The sequence below is a fragment of the Strawberry lethal yellows phytoplasma (CPA) str. NZSb11 genome, from assembly GCF_000397185.1.
In the GTDB taxonomy this organism is placed as follows: Bacteria; Bacillota_I; Bacilli_A; order Acholeplasmatales; family Acholeplasmataceae; genus Phytoplasma; species Phytoplasma australiense.
In genome coordinates, this window is the sequence record NC_021236.1 from 649,619 (window position 1) to 671,799 (window position 22,181).

Consider the following 22,181-nt stretch of genomic DNA (forward strand, 5'->3'; position numbering starts at 1 on the left):
TTCAAAGTCCTTTCAGCTGATGTTAAGGCTGTTTAATTGTTGTTTTCGCAAGTAAAAACAACATCTCTTAAAATTAATTTTTTTTGCGAAACGTTCTAAAAAAACATTTTCAAGATGGGATAAAATACAATTATAAATAAAATAAAAGCCAAAGAATTTTGATATTTGGAATCTATTTGTTTTTTTAGTTATAACATCAAAAATGCATAAAGCGCTTGCAATAAAAATAGAACTACTTGCAACAAGACCGCTAAAAAATAATAAGCCAATAATAGCCCAAACATTTTTAAAAATTTTGATTTCTTCACCAAAAGCAATAAAAAGTAAGAAAAATAAAAATGCATAAATGGTTGTAACAATAAAAAAATTAAATATTACAAAACCAAATTTATTTATTATATCTTGGTTTTCTTGTTTACGAAATTTTTTATAATAAAGTAAAAGAGTAATCAAAAAATTACTTATGAGAAAGAATAAAATAATACTAATACCAAGAAAAACAACATATTCTCCTTGTAATTCTTTTGAATAACGGGATGCATATTTGAACATATTTGAAAGAATGCCTAAAAATCCTCCAAAAGAAAGACTAAAAAGTGGTGCTGTTATCCAACTGAAATTAAAAAGAAAACATGATAAAATACCTGATATAATAGAAATTAATAAAGCAATCCCTAAAGCTTGGAAAAAATAATTTTGGGCGTGTTCATCAGCAACCAATACCGATTGTTCCCTGTAGGAACGTTGTATTTTGTTGATTTTAAATAATAATTCTGATTTAAAAAGAAAAAAAAGAAATTACAAAAGATGCAAGAAAAAAGGTGATTAAAAATAACATTTTTTTAATAATTTGTTCATGATTGGCAAAAGTTTTATTAGTAGTTTCTTTGTGTTGTAATTTTTCTGACTCTATTGTTTTTTTGATATTTTTTAATAAAAAAATTTTACAATATTCCTTTCTTACTTATTTTATAAGATTCATAAGATATTATAACAAAAAGAACATATTTTTATTAATTAATTTATTTTGATAATAAACTTAATTGTTTTTTTTGTTAACATAGGTCTTTTTTAGTCTTAGTGGATATTTTTGGAGTTGTAATTAATAATAAAATTTTTCATCTGGAAAGTAAATTAGTTTCTTTTGTTTTTAAGCTGGTTTTTTTATATTTGGCGATAATTCATAATTGCCTCCTTTCTAATAAAAATACAATCTCATTATACCGTTTTTTTTTTTTTTTGCAAAGAAAAAAAGAAAATGGAAAAGAAAAAAGAGCCTAGGAAAAATATAGGCTCTTTTGAGAGGGGTTTAGTTAAAAGTGATATTTGGAAGAATGATGTTTTGCTTTTGGGCGTCCGCTTTGATTTGGGTGTATTTGGTTTTTGCTTGTTGATGAGCAGTGTTTATGTCTGATGATTCAGCATACATTCTTTGTATTCCTCTGATTACATCTGTGATTTTTGTCAATCTTTCATACATTAATTCTGATTCAGAAAGAGTAGGGTAAATAAAGTTGTCGTTTTTTGTTTTTTTGGATTTGTTCTTGAATTGTTTGTTTAATTTGTTTTTTTGTTCTTTTAACACTTTATTCATTCCTTTTAAACCCAATAAAGAAGAATTTCCAGAAGAAATGCCATATAATTTTTTCATTCTTTCAATATAATCTTTTATATCCGATGAGGAGTTTATAAAATATTCAATTTTGGCTTTAATTATTTCGATATCTTGCAAAAGAATTATACATGGTTTTTCTATTTCCAATTGTAATTCATTTATTTCAGAAGAATCAAACACTAAAGAATCTGTAATTTTTTTTTGAGAAGGGAAAGAGGTGTTTTCGAAATCATAATTAAGTAGTTCATTGATTTCTTGAGAAAGTAAATTATTTTCAGCGGCAAGGCGGTTTATTTCTTCAGCGGAATCGGTTGAGGGTTGAGGGGATGTTGAAGAAGTGGGGTTTGGAGCGTTTGTGTAAGATTGAGGGGTTGTTGGTGATTGTGGAGAAGAAGAAGGTTTTTGAGTATTTGTATAAAATTGAGGGTTTGAAGCATTTGTATTAAATTCTTCATCCTGAGGTTCTAAATCAAAAGGTGGTAAAAAATCATCATCCGAAAATTCAGATGGATTTTCTGCAGTTCTGATTTGTCTAGGATTTTCAGGACGTGGTGTGTGTTTTTGTTGAGAGTTTGGTTTTCTTGAGGTATTCCTGTTATTTGGGGTTTCTTGGTGTTCGGAGTTTTGGTTATTAGTTGAGGGTTTAGTTTTATTATAGAAGAAAATTATTGCAAAAATAACGAATACAACAGAAACAATTGCAATAATGGAGTAAAGAAGTTTGTTGTTTTTTTGCGGAAATGGGGTTGGATAGTTTGGGTAATTATTCATATTTAAATCCTTTCTAATTAAGTATAATGGAAAAATAATACAATTCCATTATACCGTTTTTTTTTTTTTTGCAAAGAAAACGGAAAGGATATAAAAAAAGAACCTAAAAAAATAGGTTCTTGAATGGTAATGATTTTGTTTTGTGTAATTAAATTAGTTAAAGGTGAAATTAGGAAGAATAATGTTTTTAGTTTGGGCGTCCGCTTTGATTTGGTTGTATTTAGCGTTTACTTGTTGATGAGTAGGTTTATGTCTGATGATTCAGCATACATTCTTAATATTTCCCTGATTGTTTTTGTGATTTTTGTCAATCTTTCATACATTAATTCTGATTCAGAAAGAGTAGGGTAGAGGAGGTTGGTTTCTTTTAGTTTTTGGTTTTTTCTTGAATAAATTGTTCGATTTCTGTTTTTTTGTTCTTTTAATATTTCATTCAAATCTTTTAAAGTTAATAAAAAAATGGGGTGATGAAAAAAAATTCGTCAAATAATGAATATAATGAAACAAGTTAAGCAAAGAAATATAATTAATGTTAATTTATTATTAATTTTCATCATTATTTTTATTTCTTATTGGGTGATTTTTATGATGAATTATTTTTTCAAATGGAAGTTGTTTGGCTTGGTTGTTTTTCTGGGGTGGTTGGTAATTTGACTACCGTTTTTTCGCTTGGTAGTGTTTGTTTTGAATTTATTGCTTTTTTTGCACTGTTCCTTTTTTTAATACAATTTTTTATTTAAAAATTACTCTTTAAGACTTAAAATTAAATAGATAATTTCATATCTTTTCAAATTAACAAATAATTTCATTACACTTAAAAAGTGTCTAATGTTTTTTCATAATTTGCTAATTTCAAAAGATATTTTTTTAATATTTTATCCCTCCACTATATATATAGGCCGAAAAAAAGAAAAAATCACCTACAAAACGACATGGATTAAATTTTTTACAAAATAATGCGGAGTTATTAATTTTTTATAGAAAAAATGCGCAGTAAAACAACCTCTTGTTAAAAAGGTTTTGAGTTTATTATCGATAATTAAATATTTATCTAAAAGATTGAGAATATTTTAAAGGAGATAAAGAATTTAATTTAGTTAAAAGCCATTTATGATTCCAAAAAGAAGTGAATCGATTGATTATTTTTTTGATTTTGCATGGAACTTGTTGAAATAAAAACGGATGCTGGTTGAATAAAATACTTTTCATCTGGCCAAAAAAGTTCTCAATCACGGCGTTATCGCGTGGGGTTGCTTTGCGGGGCATGCTGATTAAAAACCTTTTTTTAGTTAAGGTTTGTTGTACTTTTGGGGATTGATAAACTAATCCTTGGTCGGAATGGATAACACAAGGTTCTTTTAATGGAGGTAGTTTTTTGATTGTATTTAAAATTAATTCTTTATCTTGGCGATTCGAAGTATGGGATGCGATGATTTGGTTGTTAAAAGAATCGATGATGGCAGAAAAATAGATAAAACCTTGAGAAGTTTGGAAATAAGTAATATCAGTGAATAATTTTTTCATAGGTTGGGAGGCGGTAAAGTCTTGATTGATTAAATTTGGTGCAACTTGGAGGTTAGATTTTAAATTTTTATGATAATAATATTTATTTTTTTTAGGCCTTAACTTACAACAAATGTTATTTTCTTTCATGATAAGATAAACTTTTTTCTTAGTAATGGGTTCGTTAAAAGTTTTTTGGTATAAATCAGTAATTTTACGATGGCCGTAAAAATATTGGTGGTGTAAACATAAAATTTTAATTCTTTTTTGTTGTAAAAAATATTTTGTTTGTTTTAATTTTAACTTTTCTTCAATTTTTAGCCAATAATAATAAGTACTTCGATTAATGCGAATTGTTTTTAAAATGGTAGTTAAATTTAGGTCTTGAGAAAATTGTTTAACCAATTGAAAAACTATTTTTTTATTAATAATTTGAATATGGAAAATCATATTTTGTAATAATCTTATTTTTTGCTTTAATTTTTGCATTATTAACACCAATTATCTTATATCTTAATATTTTTTATTTAATCACAAAAACAATTATAACTCAAAAATGTATTTAAAACTGAATTTTAAAATATATTTATTAAATTAATATATAAATGGAAGATAATATATGTATATGTAATATAAAGAAAGAAATAAAAACCCCCCCTCTAGTTGAGGGGGGGTTATAAATTAGGTTTAAAAATGATCCGTTTTAGTTTATGCCAAAATTGTAAAAATTAAAAGTAGGTATTTACAAGGTTTTTTGAAGGTCATTTAGAGGCTAAATTGGATTTAAGGGGGGTATAAATTACAAATAGGGTAATAACCCTATTTGTAATTTAATCACAGCGAGAAGGGCAAAATAATGCGTTAAAGAGGCATGTTTGATTTGGGGGGGTATTTTAGTTTAGATAGTCAGTAGAAGAAATTATAATTATAATTTTATCCTCTTAATCTTGGTTTTGTTGATTCTTCTGTTGGTTGAGTATTAAATTTCTTAGTGTAAAGCGTGATATATCTTTGTTTTGGGTTGAAGTGAAGATAGTAGTTTTTCTTTTCATCTTTGGGATATCTAGAATCTTTGGGGTTTATTATATGACATTGTACTTCATCCATGAAAAAGTCTTTATCTTCTTCAATTAACCATTTTGGGCCTTTGTAGTTGAGTTCTGTGTAGTGGTCTACATAGTCGTTGATGAACATATTATCAAATTGTGAATCATCATATTTATCTCTTGTAATGAAAGTATCAAAATAATCGTTAGTTGAATGTTTTGTTTTCCATTTGTCAAAAGGATTTTTCATAAACGACATTATATCATTTGGCTCGTATTCACAGTGCTGTCCTCTACCAAAGCCATTGAGTCCGTAGAAAATGTATTTTACTTTTATTTTCCATTCTCCCTCATCAGCAACACCATCCATTACCCATTTGCCTTTATCATTTCTATAAGGCTTGTTATTTTCTTCAATTGGGTATTTTTTATTTCCTATATTTATTGATTCATAACCTTTCCATTCGTATTTACTTTCTGTTTCAAACCATTCAGCTTCAATTTCTACTTTCGGTTCAGAAATAGTATAAGTTTTAGGTTTCGAGTTTTTTATATCATATTTATTGTCTAAAAACGCAAACAAGCCAATCCCACCAATCGCAATAATTGTAATAACATAATACCAAATCATTAACGTTTTTAAATTAACTTTTTTAATTCTATTTTTATTTTCTCGTTTTTGAACAAACCAAATCAATAAAGGACCCAATCCAAAAAAAACTCCTAAAAAACCTATAATAACTAATACCTTAAATAACTCCATCCTATAATTAACTTCTTTTTTTATTTTTATAACTTATCATCATTTTATCATAATCCAACCTGGTAATGCAAAAAAAATTGCATTACCAATTAAACCATGTTTTAACTGTGTCCCATTTACTAGCAACAGCCGCAGCACCAGCAATTGCACCACCAGCAACTCCACCTAAAACTGTGTTAATCGCAGCACCTACATTTTTGTCCCAACCATCTTTTTGATTTTCTAATTCATTTGATTTATTGGTTAATTTTAACTTATCATTATTTAATTTAACAATCTTTTTATCCAATTTTATTTTTGTTGCAATATGCGCAGCTTTTTCGGCGTCTAATTGAGTTTTTAGTTTATTGATTTCGTGTAATAATTCTTTATTATCAATACCCATCGCACTACTTGCACTTTCAAGTCCTGCAATTGCCCCTTCTAGTTGTTGAATTTTAATTGCTTGTTGCTTGAAAATTTCTATATTGTTTTCAATTTCAGCAGTTAATTTTATAATTTGTTCCGCTTGTTCTTGAACTTTTTGTTGCAATTGTTCTATTTCTTTGTCTTTTTGTTTGATTGTTTCTTGCAATTTAGTTTCATTGGCTTCTAAAGTGTTAATTTTACCCTTTAATTCTTTTATTTGAGCTTCTTTATGATTTAATTGTTTAACTAATGCATCATCAGCGTTACCATTTTTAATCAATTCAGCTTGTATTTCTTGCATCTCTTTTTCTAGTTGTTCGTTTTCGGTTTTAGTTGCATCAAGTTCTTTTTGGATTTTAGTTAAATCATTAGTATATTTTTGTTTTAGTTTTTTATTTTCTAATTTTAAAGTATCAATTTCACTTCTAAAACCTTGTTCTTTAATTTCTAGTTGTTGCATTTCGTTTTTTAAAGTTTTAATATGATTTGCTTTATTGTTTAATTCTTGTTGTAAACTATCATCTGGTGTTTGATTTTCTAATAATTGATTATATTCTTGTTGAGTGTTTTTTAAATTAGTGTAATAATTTGATAATTCTTGGGATATATTTTTTAAGTTTTCTTTTGCTTCATCAAGTTTGATTAAATTTTCAGGTATTTCGATGCTTGAAACTGGTTGACTAAAAATTAAATTAGCTCCATTAATATATGGTATATTATTCATATCAAAAATTGGTTCGCAATAATATTTACCTGGGGATAGTTCTATACTTTCTCCTTGTATGGTATTTCTTTTAATCATTTCATTATATGTTCTTAGACTTCTTGGAATATGGGGCAATCCAGTATTTTTAAAATCAATCTTTGGGACAATTTTATATGTAAAAGGTTTATCATTCCAAAAACGAGAGAATTGAATTTCTTTACTACTAGTGTCATAACTATATTCTTTTTGATTTTTTGACTCTTTCCAATTTGTTATTGTTGTTTCATTTTCTAAGTCTTTTATTGTTTGTTCTAAATTATCTTTATTTGCTGTTAAAATCCCTATTGTTTTGTTAATTTCATCTAATTTTGCTTGTTTAGCTTTTAATTCTTTTTGTAATTGTTTAGCATTTTCATTGTTTTTTTCAATTTGGTCTTTTAGTTTTTGGGTTTCTTCTTCTAGTTCAGCAACTGTTTTTTTATAATTTATAATTTGTCTTTGGATTTCTTCCAAAGTTTTTTCATGTTGTTCCCTTAGGCTCATAGTTTCTTCTTGTTTTTGAGTTAATTGTTGTTTTAAGTTTTTTTCGTTTTCTTGTAATTGTTTGATTTCTTCTTCTTTAATTAATAAATGAGCTTGATAATTTACTTGTTTTTGTTCAATATTATTTCTTAAATTATTAATTTCTTCATTTAATTGCTTAACTTCATTTGCTGATAAATCTTTTTGTTCAGTTAATTTTCTTTCTTTTTCTTCTAATTCAACTTCTTTATCAAATATTTCTTGTTGTAAATTTTGTAAATCTTGTTTATTTGAATCTAATATTTTTTCTAATTGTGATTTTTGGTTTTGTATTTGTTCTATTTCTTTATTTTTGGCTTCGGTAATTTTTTCTTGCTTATCTAAATTAGTTTGAATATCTGTAATTTTATTAACTAATTGTTGTTGATTTTCTTCACTAGAAATTTGGATTTGTTTTAACTTTTCTTCTTGGGTTTGAATAACATCATTTAATTCCGTTTGTCTTTGAGTTTCATCAGTTAATTTTTGGTTTAAGTTATTTAATTCTTCGGTTTTATTTGCTAAATTAGTATTTATGGATGCAATTTCCTTAGTTAATCGTTGTTTTTCAGCATCTGATAAGTTTTTTTGTTCTTCTAGTTGCTTTTGAATTTGAAATAAACTTGCTTTTTCTTTGTTGATGACATTATTTAATTCAGTTTGGTTTTTTTCTTCTTCATTTAATTTTTGTTTTGAATTGTTTAATTCTTTATTTATAGATGCTAAATTAGTATTTATGTCCTCAATTTGCTTAGTTAATTGTTGTTTTTCAGCATCTGATAAGTTTTTTTGTTCTAAAAGTTCTTTTTCTAAATTATCTTTTTGATTTTTTATATTTAAAATTTCCAAAAGATGAGCTTGTAAATTAGCTTCAAAATAATTTCTTTCTTGCAACAATTGTTCGGTTTTGACTGTTTCGCGGTGCAATAACTCCTCAACTTGTTTTTGCATGTCTGGATTCAATAAACTTTTATTATATTCTTCTTTGTTAATTTTTTTTTGTTTATGAATTGGTTGTTTTAAAGTTGGTTGAGGAGTTAGGTTTTCATTATTTAATTCAGTTGATTTTGTTGTTTTTTTTTTTTTTGAGTTTCTTGAGTTTCAAAATCTCTGTTATTTTCAGTTAATTTATCTGGTTCAATTTGTTTGTTTGTATTGTCTACTTTGTTTTCTACTTGTTGTGGTGGAGATGTGTTTTTTGGTGGTTCTTGGTTGGTTTTTTCGGTAAGTGTAATAGTTGCTACATAAGCGATAGTACTTATTAAAACTGCTACTCCTAAGAATGTGCCAATTCCTGGGATTAAACAACATGCAGCAGCAAGTAAACAACCACCACCAACCCATAAAGCTTTTGATGCAATAGCAGAATATTTGGGGTCTATTCCTGCGTTTTCTAAAGCTTTTTTGGTTTTGCTGCGCTGTTCCGTTTTTTAATACAACTTTTTATTTATAAATTACTCTTTAAGACTTTAAAATTAAGTAGATAATTTCATATCTTTTCAAACTAACAAAGCAATTTCATTACACTTAAAAAGTGTCTAATGTTTTTTTATAATTTGCTAGTTTCAAAAGATATTTTTTTAATTTTTATCCTTACGCTATATATATAAGTAAAAAAAAAGAAAAAGTCACCTATAAAACGACATGGATTAAATTTTTTTACACAATAATGCGGAGTTTTTAATTTTTTACTTAAAAAAATGTACAGTGAAATAACCTCTTTTAAAAAGGTTGCAGTTGAATTTGTCAATTAATTAAAATATTTATCTAAAAGATTGAAAATATTTTACAGGAGATGAAGTATTTAATTTAGTTAAAATCCATTTGTGATTCCAAAAAGAAGCGAATCGATTTATAATTTTTTTGATTTTACTTGGGTTTTTTTGAAATAAAAATGGATGTTGGTTGAATAAAATACTTTTCATCTGGCCAAAAAAGTTCTCAATCACGGCGTTATCGCGTGGGGTTGCTTTGCGGGACATGCTGATTAAAAACCTTTTTTTAGTTAAGGTTTGTTGTACTTTTAGGGATTGATAAACTAATCCTTGGTCGGAATGGATAACACAAGGTTCTTTTAATGGAGGTAGTTTTTTGATTGTATTTAAAATTAATTCTTTATCTTGGCGATTCGAAGTATGGGATGCGATGATTTGGTTGTTAAAAGAATCGATGATGGCAGAAAAATAGATAAAACCTTGGGGAGTTTGGAAATAAGTAATGTCGGTGAATAATTTTTTCATAGGTTGGGATGAGGTAAAGTCTTGATTGATTAAATTTGGTGCAACTTGGAGGTTAGATTTTAAATTTTTATGATAATAATATTTATTTTTTTTAGGCCTTAACTTACAACAAATATTATTTTCTTTCATGATAAGATAAACTTTTTTCTTAGTGATGGGTTCGTTGAAAGTTTTTTGGTATAAATCAGTAATTTTACGATGGCCGTAAAAATATTGGTGGTGTAAACATAAAACTTTAATTCTTTTTTGTTGTAAAAAATATTTTGTTTGTTTTAATTTTAACTTTTCTTCAATTTTTAGCCAATAATAATAAGTACTTCGATTAATGCGAATTGTTTTTAAAATGGTAGTTAAATTTAGGTCTTGAGAAAATTGTTTAACAAGTTTAAAAACTATTTTTTTATTAATAATTTGAATATGGAAAATCATATTTTGTAATAATCTTATTTTTTGCTTTAATTTTTGCAATTTTTGCATTATTAACACCAATTATCTTAATATTTTTTTATTTAATTACAAAAATAATTATAACTTATTAAAACTGAATTTTAAAATATATTTATTAAATTAATATATAAATGGAAGATAATATATGTATATGTAATATAAAGAAAGAAATAAAAACTTTTGAATAGTTTTTATTTCTTTCTTTATATATTAACCATATATATTATAATAATTTTATTATTATCTTTACATTATTAATTATTATATTATGTTTCTAATAAGGTTAAACCCGAATTAATTATTACTCATCACAAACCAATTCAAAACAGCCTTGGAGGGCTTTTTTGAATTGGTGTTTAGTTTTACCCACGGGTTTAACCTTATTAGAAACATACCATTATATATATAAGTAAAAAAAAAGAAAAAGTCACCTATAAAACGACATGGATTAAATTTTTTTACACAATAATGCGGAGTTTTTAATTTTGGGTTGTTTGTGTTATATAATAACAGGGTTAATTGGCAAATCCATCACCATAAACACTAGCGAAAATGATTATGGAAGAAATAAAAACCCCCCCCTCAACTAGAGGGGGGGTTATAAATTAGGTTTAAAAATGATCCGTTTTAGTTTATGCCAAAATTGTAAAAATTAAAAGTAGGTATTTACAAGGTTTTTTGAAGGTCATTTAGAGGCTAAATTGGATTTAAGGGGGGTATAAATTACAAATAGGGTAATAACCCTATTTGTAATTTAATCACAGCGAGAAGGGCAAAATAATGCGTTAAAGAGGCATGTTTGATTTTGGGGGGTTATAAAAAGTGTCAGTAGAAGAAATTATAATTATAATTTTATCCTCTTAATCTTGGTTTTGATGATTCTTCTGTTGGTTGAGTGTTAAATCTATTGTTTTCCAAAAGTCTGATATATCTTTGTTTTGGGTTGAAGTAAAGGTAGTAGTTTTTTATTTCGGATTTTGAATATCACGAATCTTTATCATTTACTTCAATTCTGGAGGTTTTTTGGGTGGCGGGGTGGTGTCATAAAAATTAGAAAAAGTATTGTTTGAGCCAGAACATTCACTCCCATTGACGTACCATTCATCTATGAAAGTATTTATAACATAACGATATCTACATTTTCCCCCTTCTTCATTATAAATGTCTCTTGATGAACGACCAAATTTATCTCTTATTTCTCCAGCTGAATAAGAAATGCCAGGTTTAATGTAACATTGGTTTAACCAATTTACATAAGCATCACGATATTGTTTGGCGAGTTTAATTTGGAGTGTATCATTTTTACAAACTACAAAATAACAACAATCAGTAGTTTCAAAAGTATGTTTGACTATTTTAATCGGGAAAAGAATAGAAATTTTTTTATAAGCAGGAGAAGTAATTTCTATATAAGCATCACGATTTTCGCTTTGTTCTTCATAGTCATCTTCTTGAACTAGAGGAGGAAAAGTGTAAAGGTTGTTTTCTCGTTTCCAGTCACGAATAGCTTGGTAAGGATCAATAGCATCGGGTAATTTAATTTCTTTGATTCTTTTTTAGTAGTGAAAGAAAAAAGATAGATTTTTTTGGCACCATTAGAGAGTTTCTTTAAATCTTCAATATTGTAAGTTTGGGAACTTTCTGGGAAAAAACGGATTCCATCATCAAAGTAAATAGCCTCTATTTGTTGTTGTTGAGGTGGTTCTAGTTCAGAAACTGGTTCACTAAAAACTAATTCTACTCCACCAATATCATATCCTATTTTATTCATATCAATAGAAGGTGTACAATAATATTTTCCTGGGGCCTTTTGTATGCTTTCTCCTCGTATGGTACATTCTTTAATTAATTCTCGAGTATCTCTATAAACTCGCATTAGGCTGAATTCTTCAATTTTCAAAAAATCAATCTTTGGAGTAAATATATATGTGAAAGGTTTATCAGACCAAAAAGTAAGAAAATCTATTTTTTTCATACTAGTTTTATGATTATATTTTTTTTGTGCTTGTAAAAGCCAATTTTTGATTTCATTATCTTTTTCATGGGTTGTGTAATTTATTGAAGGTAAAGGAACAACTAGACCAGTAGTTGGAGTAGCGTTGTAACAACCTAATTTAGTTGGTTTGGGTTCTTTGATGATTTTGTTTTTGATTAAGTATTCGTTTATCGCTTTTTCTTTATTGTCGCTTGCAAAGATATCTAGCTTGACGAAAGTTATATTGACATTTGTTTGAGTCGGTTGTTTGTTAGCATCCCAAAAGACAAAAGCTTCCTCAATAGCGATTTCGTATTTTAAAAGGTCATCTAAGGTGTATTCATCGTCATCTTGAGGATATTTCTCCTTAAAAGGGTTTTGCCTGGCTTTGAAAAAAGCACAGATTAATCCTGCAGGAGGATTTTTGAGTTCATAGCAGAAGAAATTTTTGGTATAAGGATTGTAGGTAGGGTTATCCAAACCATAATTAGAAGTTTTAATGTTGAAATATTTTAGGATTTCAGGGATACTTTCTTTGGATAAAACAGGAATGTCATATCTTTTCATTTTGGGTTGGGTCGCTAACCATTCTTGTTGGAGGGTTTCGTAATCTGCTAATTTAATTTTAGTTTTGTTTTGACTATGAAAAAAAGAAGAATTAGCATTGATGAAAGGGACAAAATTGAAGATAATAATTAATAACATAATTATTAATTTTTTAGATAAAGGGGATTTTAATTACTTTAAACATTATTTAATAACCTCCTTTTTTGTGATTTGGGTATAAAAAATACCCCTCAATTAGAGGGGTGGTTATAAATTAGATTGAAAAATGATCAGTTTTAGTTTATGCCAAAATTGTAAAAATTAAAAGTAGGTATTTACAAGGTTTTTTGAGAGTTCACTTAGAGGCTAAATTGGATTTAAAGGGGTATAAATCAATCCCTAGGGTAATAACCCTAATTGTAATTAAATCACAGCCAGAGGGGCAAAATAATGCGTTAAAGAGGCATGTTTGATTTTGGGGGATATTTTTTATAACTCAGTTGGTGTGATTTCATAGAGGGAGTTGAGGGATTTTAAGATTTCATTTTTATCTTGTAATTCAGCATCTTTATATTGTTCTTCTAACATTTTTTTAAATTTTTCAGCACCAGATAACATATCTTGGTAGTATTTTTGGGATACTTCTAATTTACCAATTTGAACCTCAACTTCGCTGATTTCTTCAATTATTTTTTGTTTTTCTTCTTGAATTTTTTTGATTTTATTTTCGTTACCTTTTCTATCTTTTTTTAATCTATCAAGTTCTTGTTCTTTTGCGTCTTGTTGTTGTTCTAGTTTTTGTTGTTTTGGTTTTAAAGCTTCTATTTGAGGTTGAATAGAATTTAATTGAGATTGGTGTTCATCACAGACTTTTTGTTCTTCATCTATAGATGTTTTTTCTTGTTTTAAATAACCTAAAAAACGCAATTTCCAACTATTTTTTAATTTATTGATTTCTTCTTGTTCTCTCTCTGATAAATCCGATGGTAATTTATAAGTGTCAGTAGGTTCGGTGAAAAGATAAGTTTTAATTTTTTCTAACCGAGCAGATGTTGTTTTGATTTTTGGTTGGGGGGGTTCTGTAGAACGTTTAGATCTGGAAGGAGTTGGAGTGGTTTCGGGTTCTAAGGAATCTTTTTCTGGAGTTTGTCCTAAAGGAGATAAAGAATTTTTTTCGTTTTGATAATCATTAAATCCTTGTTTAATGCCTATGATAATTGCTATTCCGAAAAGTAAAATGATAATAATAGTTACTAAATGTTTTTGAAAAAAGTTGGGTTGCTTCATAATTTATTTACCTTTCCTAATAATGGCGATTGGTGATAATTAATCATATCACTTATCACCATTATACAATTTTATTAATAAAATAATTAGCTAAAATAATTATTTATTTGGAATCATAACCATTTCAGGGATTTTGCCAACTCGTCTAGCTTTTAGGCGTTGTTGAGCGCGAGCGTAACTCGGATTTTTTTGTTTTAGTTCTTCTTTTGCAGTGTTTAATTCTACTTCTTTGTTACTTAAAACGTATTCTAATTCATTTTGTTTGTTAAATAAGGGGGTAATTTTTGAAACTTCTTTTTGTTTTTCTTGTAATTCTTTGATAATAGTTTTGTATTCATTAATAACTGATTGTTCTTCTCTTGCAATTTTGGTAACTGTTTTTCTAGATTGGGCTAATTCTTCATTTAAATTATTTTTATTTTGACGAAGTTTATAATCACCTAATTTTTTTTCGTAATCTTTGTAGTCAGCGTCGAGTTTGGCTAAATCACGGTCGATATCTTTAGTATACATCTCTAAAGCTTCTTTGGTAATCATTGGTGGATGTTCTTTATTTTCATTAGCTACTTCATTATACATGTGCCATAAACGGTGACCTTCGTGAAGAACTAAAGTAGCTTTTGACATGCCTTGAGCGAACTTACGTGTAAAAGTAACTGATTTGCCTATAATTTTCAGACCATATTTAGCAGGGATTAAGTCAGTAACTTTATCAAAACCTTTGAAGATCCATTTGACAATATTTCCCGCTGATGCTTCATTTTCTTTTTCATAAGTTATCATGCGGTTATACATTTCTTGATATTTTACTTTTAGGGATTGATATAATTCTTTTTCGAGTTTGATTTCTTCAAGTTTTTTATTGACTTCATCAATTTCTTTTTGGATTTCGGCATGACGTTCTTGTACAGATTGGATTTGATTATATAAACTTTTTTCTCCTTCAGTTAAATCTTTATATTGTTCTTCTAACATTTTTTTAAATTTTTCAGCACCAGATAACATATCTTGGTAGTATTTTTGGGATACTTCTAATTTACCAATTTGAACCTCAACTTCGCTGATTTCTTCAATTATTTTTTGTTTTTCACTTTGGAGTTTTTCAATTTCTGCTTGTAATCTAATTTTATCATCAGGAGAAGCTAAATTTTTTTCTTCTTGTTTTTGTTTAATTTCTTTTTCTTTGGCTTCTTTTTGTTGTTCTAATTGGATTAGTTTGCCTTTTAAAATAGTAATATTTTTGTCATTTTTGTTTAAATTTTCTTTAATTTCTTTAATTTTTGTTTCATTGTTATTCAGAGACTCTTTGATTTTATATTTATCTTTTTGGGTTAATTCTTTTTGTTCGTAAAGTTCTTTTAATTCTGCTTCACAATTTTGTAATTCCTTTTCCCAATCTTTTTTTAAACCATGATAATTATTAATTGTTTCATCGTATTTTTTAATTGCTTTATCAATTTTTTCGATTAATTGGCCTGTGTATTTACTTGATGGTTCAGTTTTATGAAAGAAAGATAAGTAAAGAAAACTGAATAGGGTAAGAATAATTAAAAAAGGAATTAAATAACTTTTTAGGGTTGTGGTTTTTTGATTGTGAGAAAATTTGTTTTTGATGAAACAAAAAAGACCAAAAACAGTAGTAGCAAGCAAAAACCATGTTAAATAAGATTTTAAGTTAATAAAACCTTTCAGAACGTCTAATGGTGATATCATATTTATTCACCTCCTTTCGGGGTTAAATTGTTTTCAATTTGATCTAATAAACTGGTATCTGGTGAAATAATCAATTGATAAGCCTGTTTTAAATCTTCTTTGTTAATTTCACTTCTTTTGTTTTCACCTTTACCACGGTTTTTAGCAAAAATACTAACAGTGGTTTTTAACAGGTTTTCTAAAGTACGATTGGCTTTTAAGAATTGTTGATTTTGTGGTAATCTTTCCAAAGCTTCGTTAATTACTTCAAATAAATACTGTTTTGCTTCTTCACTATAAGGGTTTTTTCTTTTCTTCATTAAGAATTCTAACATTTGTTGACGTTCGGTTTTATTTCCTGGTTTTACTTCAATGTTGTACGTAAAACGGGATTTAATTGCTTCATCAATTAAATGATATTGATTTGTTGCCCCGATGATGAAAATTGGTTTATCAGGGTTATTATCTATGGAAGTCATTTCGGTTTTGAATTGGTTAACAACGTTAGCTATTTCTGAACCTGCTTCTAACATGCTTAAATCAGTAAAAATAGTTTCACATTCATCTAAAAAAATGATCGCCCCATTACATTCTTCGGCAACAATTCTTGCATCAGTGAATAAATCTTTTACCATTTGCGGTGCTAATCCTTTATACTTTTGGGAAAATAAGGAACTATTTACTTCAAAGAATGGTAAATTAGTTTCTTTGGCAAGCGCTCGTGCTAATGTTGTTTTACCTGTACCAGGAACTCCATACATTAAAATTCCTAGGGGTGGTTCAACTTGTCCGATACCTTGGTAGTTTTCAGGATTTTTTAAATAATTAATAAATCCTTGAACTGCTTTTAATTCTTCTTTAAACCCAATTAATTTGTCAAAACCTATAAATTTTTGGGGGTCAGAAGGTTTAAAAACAACTCCTTCTTTTTGGATAATTGTGTTAGTAGAAAGATTGTTATTATCTAATAAAGTTTGTGTTTCATCTTTGGGTATTTCTTCTTGTTGTTTAAGTAACCCTTCGTGTTGGTTTATTTTTTCCTCAGTGATGATTAAAGTTTGGTGATGAATCCAGACATAAGTTGCTAACCAAAATAAAAAAAATAAAATGACAATCGTCATTACTTTTAAGAGAAGTGGTTGTGTTGGGGTTTTGGTTTTCATAATTAATTTCCTTTCTCAAATAAGACTAAGTTTTTTAACTTAGTCTTATTTCTTTTAATTAAGCTAAATTTTTGATTTTGTTTTCAATAGTTGAACTACCACCGCTCAACGCATTTCCATCTTTATCGACTAATTCATAGTTAAGAATTAAAGTTAGGTTTGGGTTTTTTGTTTGAATAAAGTTGTTTTGTTCTAATTTAATTTGAATATTGATATTGCCTCTGCCGTCATTATTGATAACCATTTGTTGACGTTTGGTGTTATCATAAGTTGTGTTATTATTTTTAACTTCTAAATTAAAGAGTGTTTCAGGATTAGAAAAAGTGTTATGAGTGTCATATTTTGGTGTTATTTTAAGGTATAAAGGAACACTAACGTCCAATCCATTTGAGTTTAGAAGAACTTGGTGATTAATGGTAACTACATGATGATATTTGTTTGGATTTAAATTAGGTAGTGGTAAAGGGATAAGGGTTTTATCTTCATTGTTACCGCTTATTCTATTTACTTCAAATAAAGGGGCATCGTTTTCGCTCATTAATTTAATTTTTTCTTGTTTTTGACGTGAGAAATAATTATTAATAGCCACAATAGAACTAATGGCAAAAAAAGAACAAATTAAAATTGTAAGAACAGTAATTATTTTGTTTTTAGTTTTGTTATTTGGTTTTTGGTTTTTTTTCATGATTATTTACCTCCTAAGGTTGATTTAATGATAGCAATTAAATTATTTATACCTGTGGTTAACCAAGGGATTTGGTTTTGGTAATAAATAACATTGACAAGTATAATAAAATTAAAAATGATTGTTAAATTTATAAATGTTTTAAATAAATTGCCTTTGTTGTTATTGGAAGTTGTTTGAGTTGGTTGTTTTTTTGGGGTGGTTGGTACTTTTACTACCGTTGTTTTGTTTGGTAGTGTTTGTTTTGAATTTAGTACTTTTTTATTTTTTAATTCGGTTGATTTTTTATTTGTTTTTTTCTTTTTTATTACTTTTTTAATCATTGTTTTTTCTCCTTTGTATTAATTATTTATTTTTTTGTAATTTTCTAAATCATCCTTTTCTTTTGATTCATTATTTGGTTTGGGAAGAATTGAAGATGATTTAGGGGTTTTAAATTCTTTTTGTGTTTCAGATTTATTATTGATTTCTGGTAATGGAAGAAAATTAAAAAAGATTTTTTTAATGATAAACATTAAAGCAGTTGTGAATAGGGCGCCAACAATAAATCCGATGGCGAAATTTAGATCATTCATTTTCTTCCTCCTTTTTAATAATTGGGTTGATATTTTGCGATTTTAATTGTTTTTTTCTTGCTTTTTTCTCTTGCCAATGAGAAACTTTAACTCTTTGAACCATAATTTGGGATTGGAGTTTTTCTTGGTTTTCATTGATTTTATCTAGTTTTTTTAATAATTGTTTTTCTAAATATTCTTGTTTGGCATTTTGGATTTCTAATTTTTGTAGTTTTTTGTTGGGGAAAAAAATACCCAAAATTAAATCTTTGAAGAAATTTAAAGTGTTTGCAATTAATTTAAAAATTGGTTTGAACCCAAAAACAATAAGAATAGTGAAAAGTGTTGTTTGGATTCCATCCATTCTTCGTTCAAGAATTTCAGTAGTTGTAAATCCTTTGGTATAATTTAGAATAAAATTGCTAATTGTTGCAAATATTGAAAATAACCACATATTTTTTTACCTTTCTTAATAATCTTTAATAACTTTTCTTCGTTTTTTTAAACGATTTCTTTTTGTTTTTAAAAGTTTTATTGGGGCGGTCTAAATTAAGCCATTTCCCTTTTGGTTGATTATATTTATTAGTTTTTTTCTTGGATTGGGAATTGCGGGATTTGAAATAAGTCCCATTAAATGCTTCTGACATGCCGTCGCTCATATTATTCATTCTCCTTATTATTTTTATTAATCTTTTTATCTAATTCATCAAGTTTTTCTATTGATTCATCCAGTTTTTTATGTGTTTTATTGAATCGTTCTTGGGTTTGGTTTCTTGTATCATTAACTTCATCGAGAACTTTATTTTGGGATAAACCAATTTGACGAGTTAATAAATAAGTAGTCATTTTGGTTTGTGGCTATTCCACAGAAATAATGCGGTTTTAAATGGTTAACGTTAAAAATTAAAATTTCTGAATGAAAAACAACGTTTTCAAAAACGTCTTTGGGAAGACTAATAATAGAAGAGATTTCGGGATATTCTTGATTTAAAAATTTCTGTAATCGCTTGCTATTTAGTGATTGATTAAGTCTGAATCCATAAGGAGTAAATAAAACAATTGGGATATCTTTACCAAAAAGTTCAATTATTTTACTTAACCACAACTCAGGCAACAAAGGACGACCACCATATTTTTCCTTAACATAACTTTTAGTTTTAAAATCTAAATTAAAAGGTGGGTTTGTTATTACCAAAGATATTTTTTGTTTCTTTAATTCTTTTTGACTTAATTCTAAAAAATTTTTATGAATTAAATTAGGGAAGGTTGTTTTTTCTATATCAACCCCCAAAACATCAAAACCTTTTTCTTTCCAAGGAAATAATAAAGATCCTTCGCCAACGCAGGGGTCAAGGATTAAACCGCGTTGGATTTGAGGTGATAAAATATTATATAAAAATTGCGATACCCAACTGGGAGTATAAATAGTAGCTTTTTTTTCATTTTTGAAAAAATTATTTCTATCAACTCGATACATTTTTTTATTTTTCCTTTTCTTTTTTTATTTTTCCTTTTCTTTTTTTATTTTAATTTAAGGTTTTTAACTCCATCTTTGAGGGTTTTTGATAGTTTGAAATTTACCACAGTTTTTGCAGGGATTTTTAGTTTTTTACCTGTTTGAGGATTTCGTCCTAAACGGGCTTTTTGGCTTTTTAAAATGAATTTACCAAGTTGGGGGGATAAAACTACCTCTTCGTTTGATGTGATTGCTTCAATTAAAGCATTTTCAAACGAGTTGTAAAAATCTTGCGTTTGAGTAACTGAAGTGTTATTCATTACTGCGATGTTTTTGATTAATTCTTTTTTTGTCATTTGATTTCTCCTTTTTTGTTTATATTTTTTTTGATTAAAGTTTTAATTATTTGGGGTTTTTTATGTATGATTAATATTTTTTTGTTGCTTTTATGCTCCCATTGGGGTTGTAATAGATTTCATTAAAAACAGTTCCATCTGGGTTGTATTGGGTTTGTTTGGTTAATTTACCTGTTTGGGGGTTATATTCATTAGTATAAATTAACGTTTTGAAGTCATCTTGATAGCAATTTATGGTGTGGTTTTTATCATCTATTATTTCTTCTCCAATTGTGCCATCAAGATGATAATTAATTGTTTTGATTATTTCTGCAGTTTCAGGATTCCAACAAATAATACAATTAATGGTTTTGCCATCTTCACGTAACCAAGTTGATTTATTTAATTTGCCATCAGAGTAATATTCAATAACAAACCTCTTTGTTTTGCCGTCGCCGTAATAATGAGTTTCTTTAATTCTTTTATGTGTTTGAGGGTCGTATTCTTGGATGACATATATTGTTTTGCCATCGGAATAGTATTGGGTTTTTTTGGTTAATTTACCATCTGGGCTATATTCAGCAACAAATTTTATAGCTGTTTTAATTCCTTTGTGATAAAAAGTTTTTTGATAATTCATATTATTTATGCTCCTATATGTTTATTGTTTTCAGAGAAATATTCTAAAATGTCTTTGTTTTTAATAATCTTTTTAGACCAACCAGAATCATAATCTTTGTAATAACTTTTTATCCATGGGTGTTCCATGTGAGTTTGAGAAGATAAATCATTAGGTGATGCATCGCCGTATAACAAAATCATAAAATCAAGGATTTGTTTTTGAGTTGCATTTATTTTAGTTATATCTCCCATTGCTAAAACTTCGGGATTTATTGGTTGATAAGTAAAATCTTTTAATTGCTTGCATAATTCAGGAAAGACAGGACCATGAATCCAAGCTTGGATTTGTTCTTTTACAAGAGGTTTTTTTGTTTTTACTAGATGTTTTGCATGAGCATAATAAATCATTTTATTTAGTTTCATTTTAGTAGTTGAATGAGGATTATTTTTAACAATATAAAGAGCAACATCAAAGACATTAATAGATTCTTTTTTCATAATTATTTTTCTCCTTTAATTAAAATATTTGTTTGTTGATTAAAATTTTCATTATTTGGGCTAAATTTTCTTTTTGCGAGTTGGTTGCGTTAATCATAAAATGATTACAATTTTTGTGGTTGCAATTTGCATCATTACAGTATTTATGTTGGTTTAAATAATGTTTGCGGACATTTTCAAAATAATTTAAGGGTTTTTGTTCAATGAGGTCTAATTTATGATTTGATTGAGTTTGTTTTCGTTTTAGCCCAATTTTAGGGTCAATATCTAGGTAAAAAGTTAATTTAGGTTTAATTAAGAAATGATTGATGATTTTTGAAGTAATTTTGTCATCATAATCTATGTAATTACCTTTGCTTTGATAAGCAAAAGTAGAATCATACCAACGGTCAACTATAACAAGATAACCACCCAATAAAGCAGGGATTATTAATTCATCTTGGGTTTGTAACATGTTGGCAAGGCTAAGTAAATATTTAGTTTTAGGGCTTATTTTGGATTGATGTAAAAATAAATTTCTGATTTCTTTTCCAACGATGGAACTGCCTAAACCTTGAAAAAATTTAATTTGATAGCCTTTATTTTCAAAAGAATCTTTTAATTCGTTAATTAAAGTAGTTTTGCCGCTTCCGTCAACACCTTCAAAACTAATTAATTTATTTGTCATTAGAGCGAACCATCTTTTTAATTAAATTAATAGGTGAAAAAGGAATGAATTGGTTGGTTAGTAAGTTTTGTAAGAATAGATTAGCTGAATTAGAAAATAAATTGATTACTTTGTTAATTGATTGTACCTTACCATTTTTAATTTTATTATTTAATCTTTGAGTTTCGGATTCATCATTTGTTAATAAATAGAAGCCAAAACGAGTGTCTAGTTTTTTAATTTGTTCTCCTTCTACTATTGATTGTTTGTAACGTTCACGAAGGCAAGTTTTGAAATTGAAAGCAATAATGCGTTTAGTTTTGGTAAACAATACTAAATCAAATTTAATATCGGGGATGAAAAATAAATATGATTGAGGATATAAATATTTAATTCCTTTGTGATTTAGATAAAGCAAAATTAAGTATTCGTTAATTTTTCCGCGAATTGATTTTTGGCTTTGAGAGTTGTATTGGTTGTTGGTTAAATATTCATTGAGTATATTATGGCAATCAAACATATATTGATTAAAAACTTTGTTGAAAAAAATTGGTTGAACTATTTGTTTGGTGATGTTAACGCACAAAGATTTATGATTAAAAACGTTAATATTATTAAAATCTAAATTAGATATTTGTTTCATATTTTTATTTCCTTTTTTAT

The 22,181-nt window shown here is 27.3% G+C and carries 23 protein-coding genes; 1 reads left to right on the forward strand and 22 read right to left on the reverse strand.

Going from position 1 to position 22,181, the window contains the following annotated elements; translation table 11 throughout:
- Positions 1–12: 12 nt before the first annotated feature.
- The 5 genes from SLY_RS03160 to SLY_RS05060 form a co-directional block, all read right to left on the reverse strand.
- Positions 13–720, reverse strand: coding sequence for a hypothetical protein (locus tag SLY_RS03160; RefSeq protein ID WP_012358807.1), 708 nt, complete (start codon positions 718–720; stop codon positions 13–15).
- A gap of 589 nt (positions 721–1,309) precedes the next feature.
- Positions 1,310–2,386, reverse strand: coding sequence for a hypothetical protein (locus tag SLY_RS03170; protein ID WP_015638146.1), 1,077 nt, complete (start codon positions 2,384–2,386; stop codon positions 1,310–1,312).
- Positions 2,387–3,433: 1,047 nt separating this feature from the next.
- The gene (locus tag SLY_RS03175; RefSeq protein WP_041784369.1) at positions 3,434–4,378 is read right to left on the reverse strand and encodes an IS3 family transposase; all 945 of its coding nucleotides are present in this window, start codon (positions 4,376–4,378) and stop codon (positions 3,434–3,436) included.
- 444 nt (positions 4,379–4,822) lie between these two features.
- Complete coding sequence (locus tag SLY_RS03180) at positions 4,823–5,698, reverse strand: hypothetical protein (protein ID WP_015638150.1); 876 nt, start codon at positions 5,696–5,698, stop codon at positions 4,823–4,825.
- Positions 5,699–5,780: 82 nt separating this feature from the next.
- Positions 5,781–8,324 (reverse strand): coiled-coil domain-containing protein, encoded by a 2,544-nt coding sequence (locus tag SLY_RS05060; protein WP_235043258.1) that lies wholly within the window; start codon positions 8,322–8,324, stop codon positions 5,781–5,783.
- Between the two features lie 333 nt (positions 8,325–8,657).
- Here SLY_RS05060 and SLY_RS05430 point away from each other — a divergent pair, with 333 nt between their 5' ends.
- Complete coding sequence (locus SLY_RS05430) at positions 8,658–8,807, forward strand: hypothetical protein (protein WP_158454211.1); 150 nt, start codon at positions 8,658–8,660, stop codon at positions 8,805–8,807.
- A 329-nt stretch (positions 8,808–9,136) separates the two neighbouring features.
- Here SLY_RS05430 and SLY_RS03190 read toward each other — a convergent pair whose 3' ends face one another.
- From SLY_RS03190 to SLY_RS03270, 17 genes are all read right to left on the reverse strand, one after another.
- On the reverse strand, positions 9,137–10,090 hold the full coding sequence (locus SLY_RS03190) for an IS3 family transposase (RefSeq protein ID WP_041784371.1): 954 nt from the start codon (positions 10,088–10,090) through the stop codon (positions 9,137–9,139).
- Positions 10,091–11,516: 1,426 nt separating this feature from the next.
- Positions 11,517–12,740, reverse strand: coding sequence for a hypothetical protein (locus SLY_RS03195; protein ID WP_015637671.1), 1,224 nt, complete (start codon positions 12,738–12,740; stop codon positions 11,517–11,519).
- Positions 12,741–13,070: 330 nt separating this feature from the next.
- The gene (locus tag SLY_RS03200; protein ID WP_015638154.1) at positions 13,071–13,868 is read right to left on the reverse strand and encodes a hypothetical protein; all 798 of its coding nucleotides are present in this window, start codon (positions 13,866–13,868) and stop codon (positions 13,071–13,073) included.
- A 99-nt stretch (positions 13,869–13,967) separates the two neighbouring features.
- Positions 13,968–15,581 carry a coiled-coil domain-containing protein gene (locus SLY_RS03205; RefSeq protein ID WP_015637672.1) on the reverse strand — a complete coding sequence of 538 codons (1,614 nt, stop codon included), beginning with the start codon at positions 15,579–15,581 and terminating at the stop codon, positions 13,968–13,970.
- Between the two features lie 2 nt (positions 15,582–15,583).
- A complete protein-coding gene (locus tag SLY_RS03210) occupies positions 15,584–16,681 on the reverse strand; it encodes an AAA family ATPase (protein WP_015637673.1) in 1,098 nt (365 codons plus the stop codon).
- 100 nt (positions 16,682–16,781) lie between these two features.
- A complete protein-coding gene (locus tag SLY_RS03215) occupies positions 16,782–17,408 on the reverse strand; it encodes a hypothetical protein (RefSeq protein WP_015637674.1) in 627 nt (208 codons plus the stop codon).
- A gap of 2 nt (positions 17,409–17,410) precedes the next feature.
- Positions 17,411–17,731: a hypothetical protein gene (locus SLY_RS03220; RefSeq protein ID WP_015637631.1), complete on the reverse strand. Its 321-nt coding sequence runs from the start codon at positions 17,729–17,731 to the stop codon at positions 17,411–17,413.
- Positions 17,732–17,749: 18 nt separating this feature from the next.
- On the reverse strand, positions 17,750–17,983 hold the full coding sequence (locus SLY_RS03225; protein WP_015637675.1) for a hypothetical protein: 234 nt from the start codon (positions 17,981–17,983) through the stop codon (positions 17,750–17,752).
- Positions 17,976–18,416 carry a hypothetical protein gene (locus SLY_RS03230; RefSeq protein WP_015637676.1) on the reverse strand — a complete coding sequence of 147 codons (441 nt, stop codon included), beginning with the start codon at positions 18,414–18,416 and terminating at the stop codon, positions 17,976–17,978. The genes SLY_RS03225 and SLY_RS03230 overlap by 8 nt, the downstream gene beginning before the upstream one ends.
- Before the next feature lie 25 nt (positions 18,417–18,441).
- Entirely contained in the window at positions 18,442–18,630 is a 189-nt protein-coding gene (locus tag SLY_RS03235) for a hypothetical protein (protein ID WP_015637677.1), read from the reverse strand.
- Positions 18,623–18,808, reverse strand: coding sequence for a hypothetical protein (locus SLY_RS03240; RefSeq protein ID WP_015637627.1), 186 nt, complete (start codon positions 18,806–18,808; stop codon positions 18,623–18,625). Before SLY_RS03240 ends, SLY_RS03235 begins: the two co-directional genes overlap by 8 nt.
- On the reverse strand, positions 18,762–19,439 hold the full coding sequence (locus SLY_RS03245) for an N-6 DNA methylase (protein WP_015637678.1): 678 nt from the start codon (positions 19,437–19,439) through the stop codon (positions 18,762–18,764). Before SLY_RS03245 ends, SLY_RS03240 begins: the two co-directional genes overlap by 47 nt.
- A gap of 44 nt (positions 19,440–19,483) precedes the next feature.
- Positions 19,484–19,774 (reverse strand): HU family DNA-binding protein, encoded by a 291-nt coding sequence (locus SLY_RS03250; protein ID WP_015637626.1) that lies wholly within the window; start codon positions 19,772–19,774, stop codon positions 19,484–19,486.
- Positions 19,775–19,844: 70 nt separating this feature from the next.
- Positions 19,845–20,393 (reverse strand): DUF2963 domain-containing protein, encoded by a 549-nt coding sequence (locus tag SLY_RS03255; RefSeq protein WP_015638155.1) that lies wholly within the window; start codon positions 20,391–20,393, stop codon positions 19,845–19,847.
- Between the two features lie 5 nt (positions 20,394–20,398).
- Positions 20,399–20,872 (reverse strand): Panacea domain-containing protein, encoded by a 474-nt coding sequence (locus SLY_RS03260; RefSeq protein ID WP_015637680.1) that lies wholly within the window; start codon positions 20,870–20,872, stop codon positions 20,399–20,401.
- 19 nt (positions 20,873–20,891) lie between these two features.
- Positions 20,892–21,539: a dTMP kinase gene (gene tmk, locus SLY_RS03265; RefSeq protein ID WP_015637681.1), complete on the reverse strand. Its 648-nt coding sequence runs from the start codon at positions 21,537–21,539 to the stop codon at positions 20,892–20,894.
- Positions 21,529–22,161, reverse strand: coding sequence for a hypothetical protein (locus tag SLY_RS03270; protein ID WP_041784267.1), 633 nt, complete (start codon positions 22,159–22,161; stop codon positions 21,529–21,531). The genes tmk and SLY_RS03270 overlap by 11 nt, the downstream gene beginning before the upstream one ends.
- Positions 22,162–22,181 lie beyond the last annotated feature (20 nt).

Coding starts and splice junctions, on each gene's coding strand:
- SLY_RS03170 (WP_015638146.1), bottom strand. CDS start 2,386: ATGAATAATTACCCAAACTATCCAACCCCATTTCCGCAAAAAAACAAC.
- SLY_RS03175 (WP_041784369.1), bottom strand. CDS start 4,378: ATGCAAAAATTAAAGCAAAAAATAAGATTATTACAAAATATGATTTTC.
- SLY_RS03180 (WP_015638150.1), bottom strand. CDS start 5,698: ATGGAGTTATTTAAGGTATTAGTTATTATAGGTTTTTTAGGAGTTTTT.
- SLY_RS05060 (WP_235043258.1), bottom strand. CDS start 8,324: ATGCAAAAACAAGTTGAGGAGTTATTGCACCGCGAAACAGTCAAAACC.
- SLY_RS03190 (WP_041784371.1), bottom strand. CDS start 10,090: ATGCAAAAATTGCAAAAATTAAAGCAAAAAATAAGATTATTACAAAAT.
- SLY_RS03195 (WP_015637671.1), bottom strand. CDS start 12,740: ATGTTATTAATTATTATCTTCAATTTTGTCCCTTTCATCAATGCTAAT.
- SLY_RS03200 (WP_015638154.1), bottom strand. CDS start 13,868: ATGAAGCAACCCAACTTTTTTCAAAAACATTTAGTAACTATTATTATC.
- SLY_RS03205 (WP_015637672.1), bottom strand. CDS start 15,581: ATGATATCACCATTAGACGTTCTGAAAGGTTTTATTAACTTAAAATCT.
- SLY_RS03210 (WP_015637673.1), bottom strand. CDS start 16,681: ATGACGATTGTCATTTTATTTTTTTTATTTTGGTTAGCAACTTATGTC.
- SLY_RS03215 (WP_015637674.1), bottom strand. CDS start 17,408: ATGAAAAAAAACCAAAAACCAAATAACAAAACTAAAAACAAAATAATT.
- SLY_RS03220 (WP_015637631.1), bottom strand. CDS start 17,731: ATGATTAAAAAAGTAATAAAAAAGAAAAAAACAAATAAAAAATCAACC.
- SLY_RS03225 (WP_015637675.1), bottom strand. CDS start 17,983: ATGAATGATCTAAATTTCGCCATCGGATTTATTGTTGGCGCCCTATTC.
- SLY_RS03230 (WP_015637676.1), bottom strand. CDS start 18,416: ATGTGGTTATTTTCAATATTTGCAACAATTAGCAATTTTATTCTAAAT.
- SLY_RS03235 (WP_015637677.1), bottom strand. CDS start 18,630: ATGAATAATATGAGCGACGGCATGTCAGAAGCATTTAATGGGACTTAT.
- SLY_RS03240 (WP_015637627.1), bottom strand. CDS start 18,808: ATGACTACTTATTTATTAACTCGTCAAATTGGTTTATCCCAAAATAAA.
- SLY_RS03245 (WP_015637678.1), bottom strand. CDS start 19,439: ATGTATCGAGTTGATAGAAATAATTTTTTCAAAAATGAAAAAAAAGCT.
- SLY_RS03250 (WP_015637626.1), bottom strand. CDS start 19,774: ATGACAAAAAAAGAATTAATCAAAAACATCGCAGTAATGAATAACACT.
- SLY_RS03255 (WP_015638155.1), bottom strand. CDS start 20,393: ATGAATTATCAAAAAACTTTTTATCACAAAGGAATTAAAACAGCTATA.
- SLY_RS03260 (WP_015637680.1), bottom strand. CDS start 20,872: ATGAAAAAAGAATCTATTAATGTCTTTGATGTTGCTCTTTATATTGTT.
- tmk (WP_015637681.1), bottom strand. CDS start 21,539: ATGACAAATAAATTAATTAGTTTTGAAGGTGTTGACGGAAGCGGCAAA.
- SLY_RS03270 (WP_041784267.1), bottom strand. CDS start 22,161: ATGAAACAAATATCTAATTTAGATTTTAATAATATTAACGTTTTTAAT.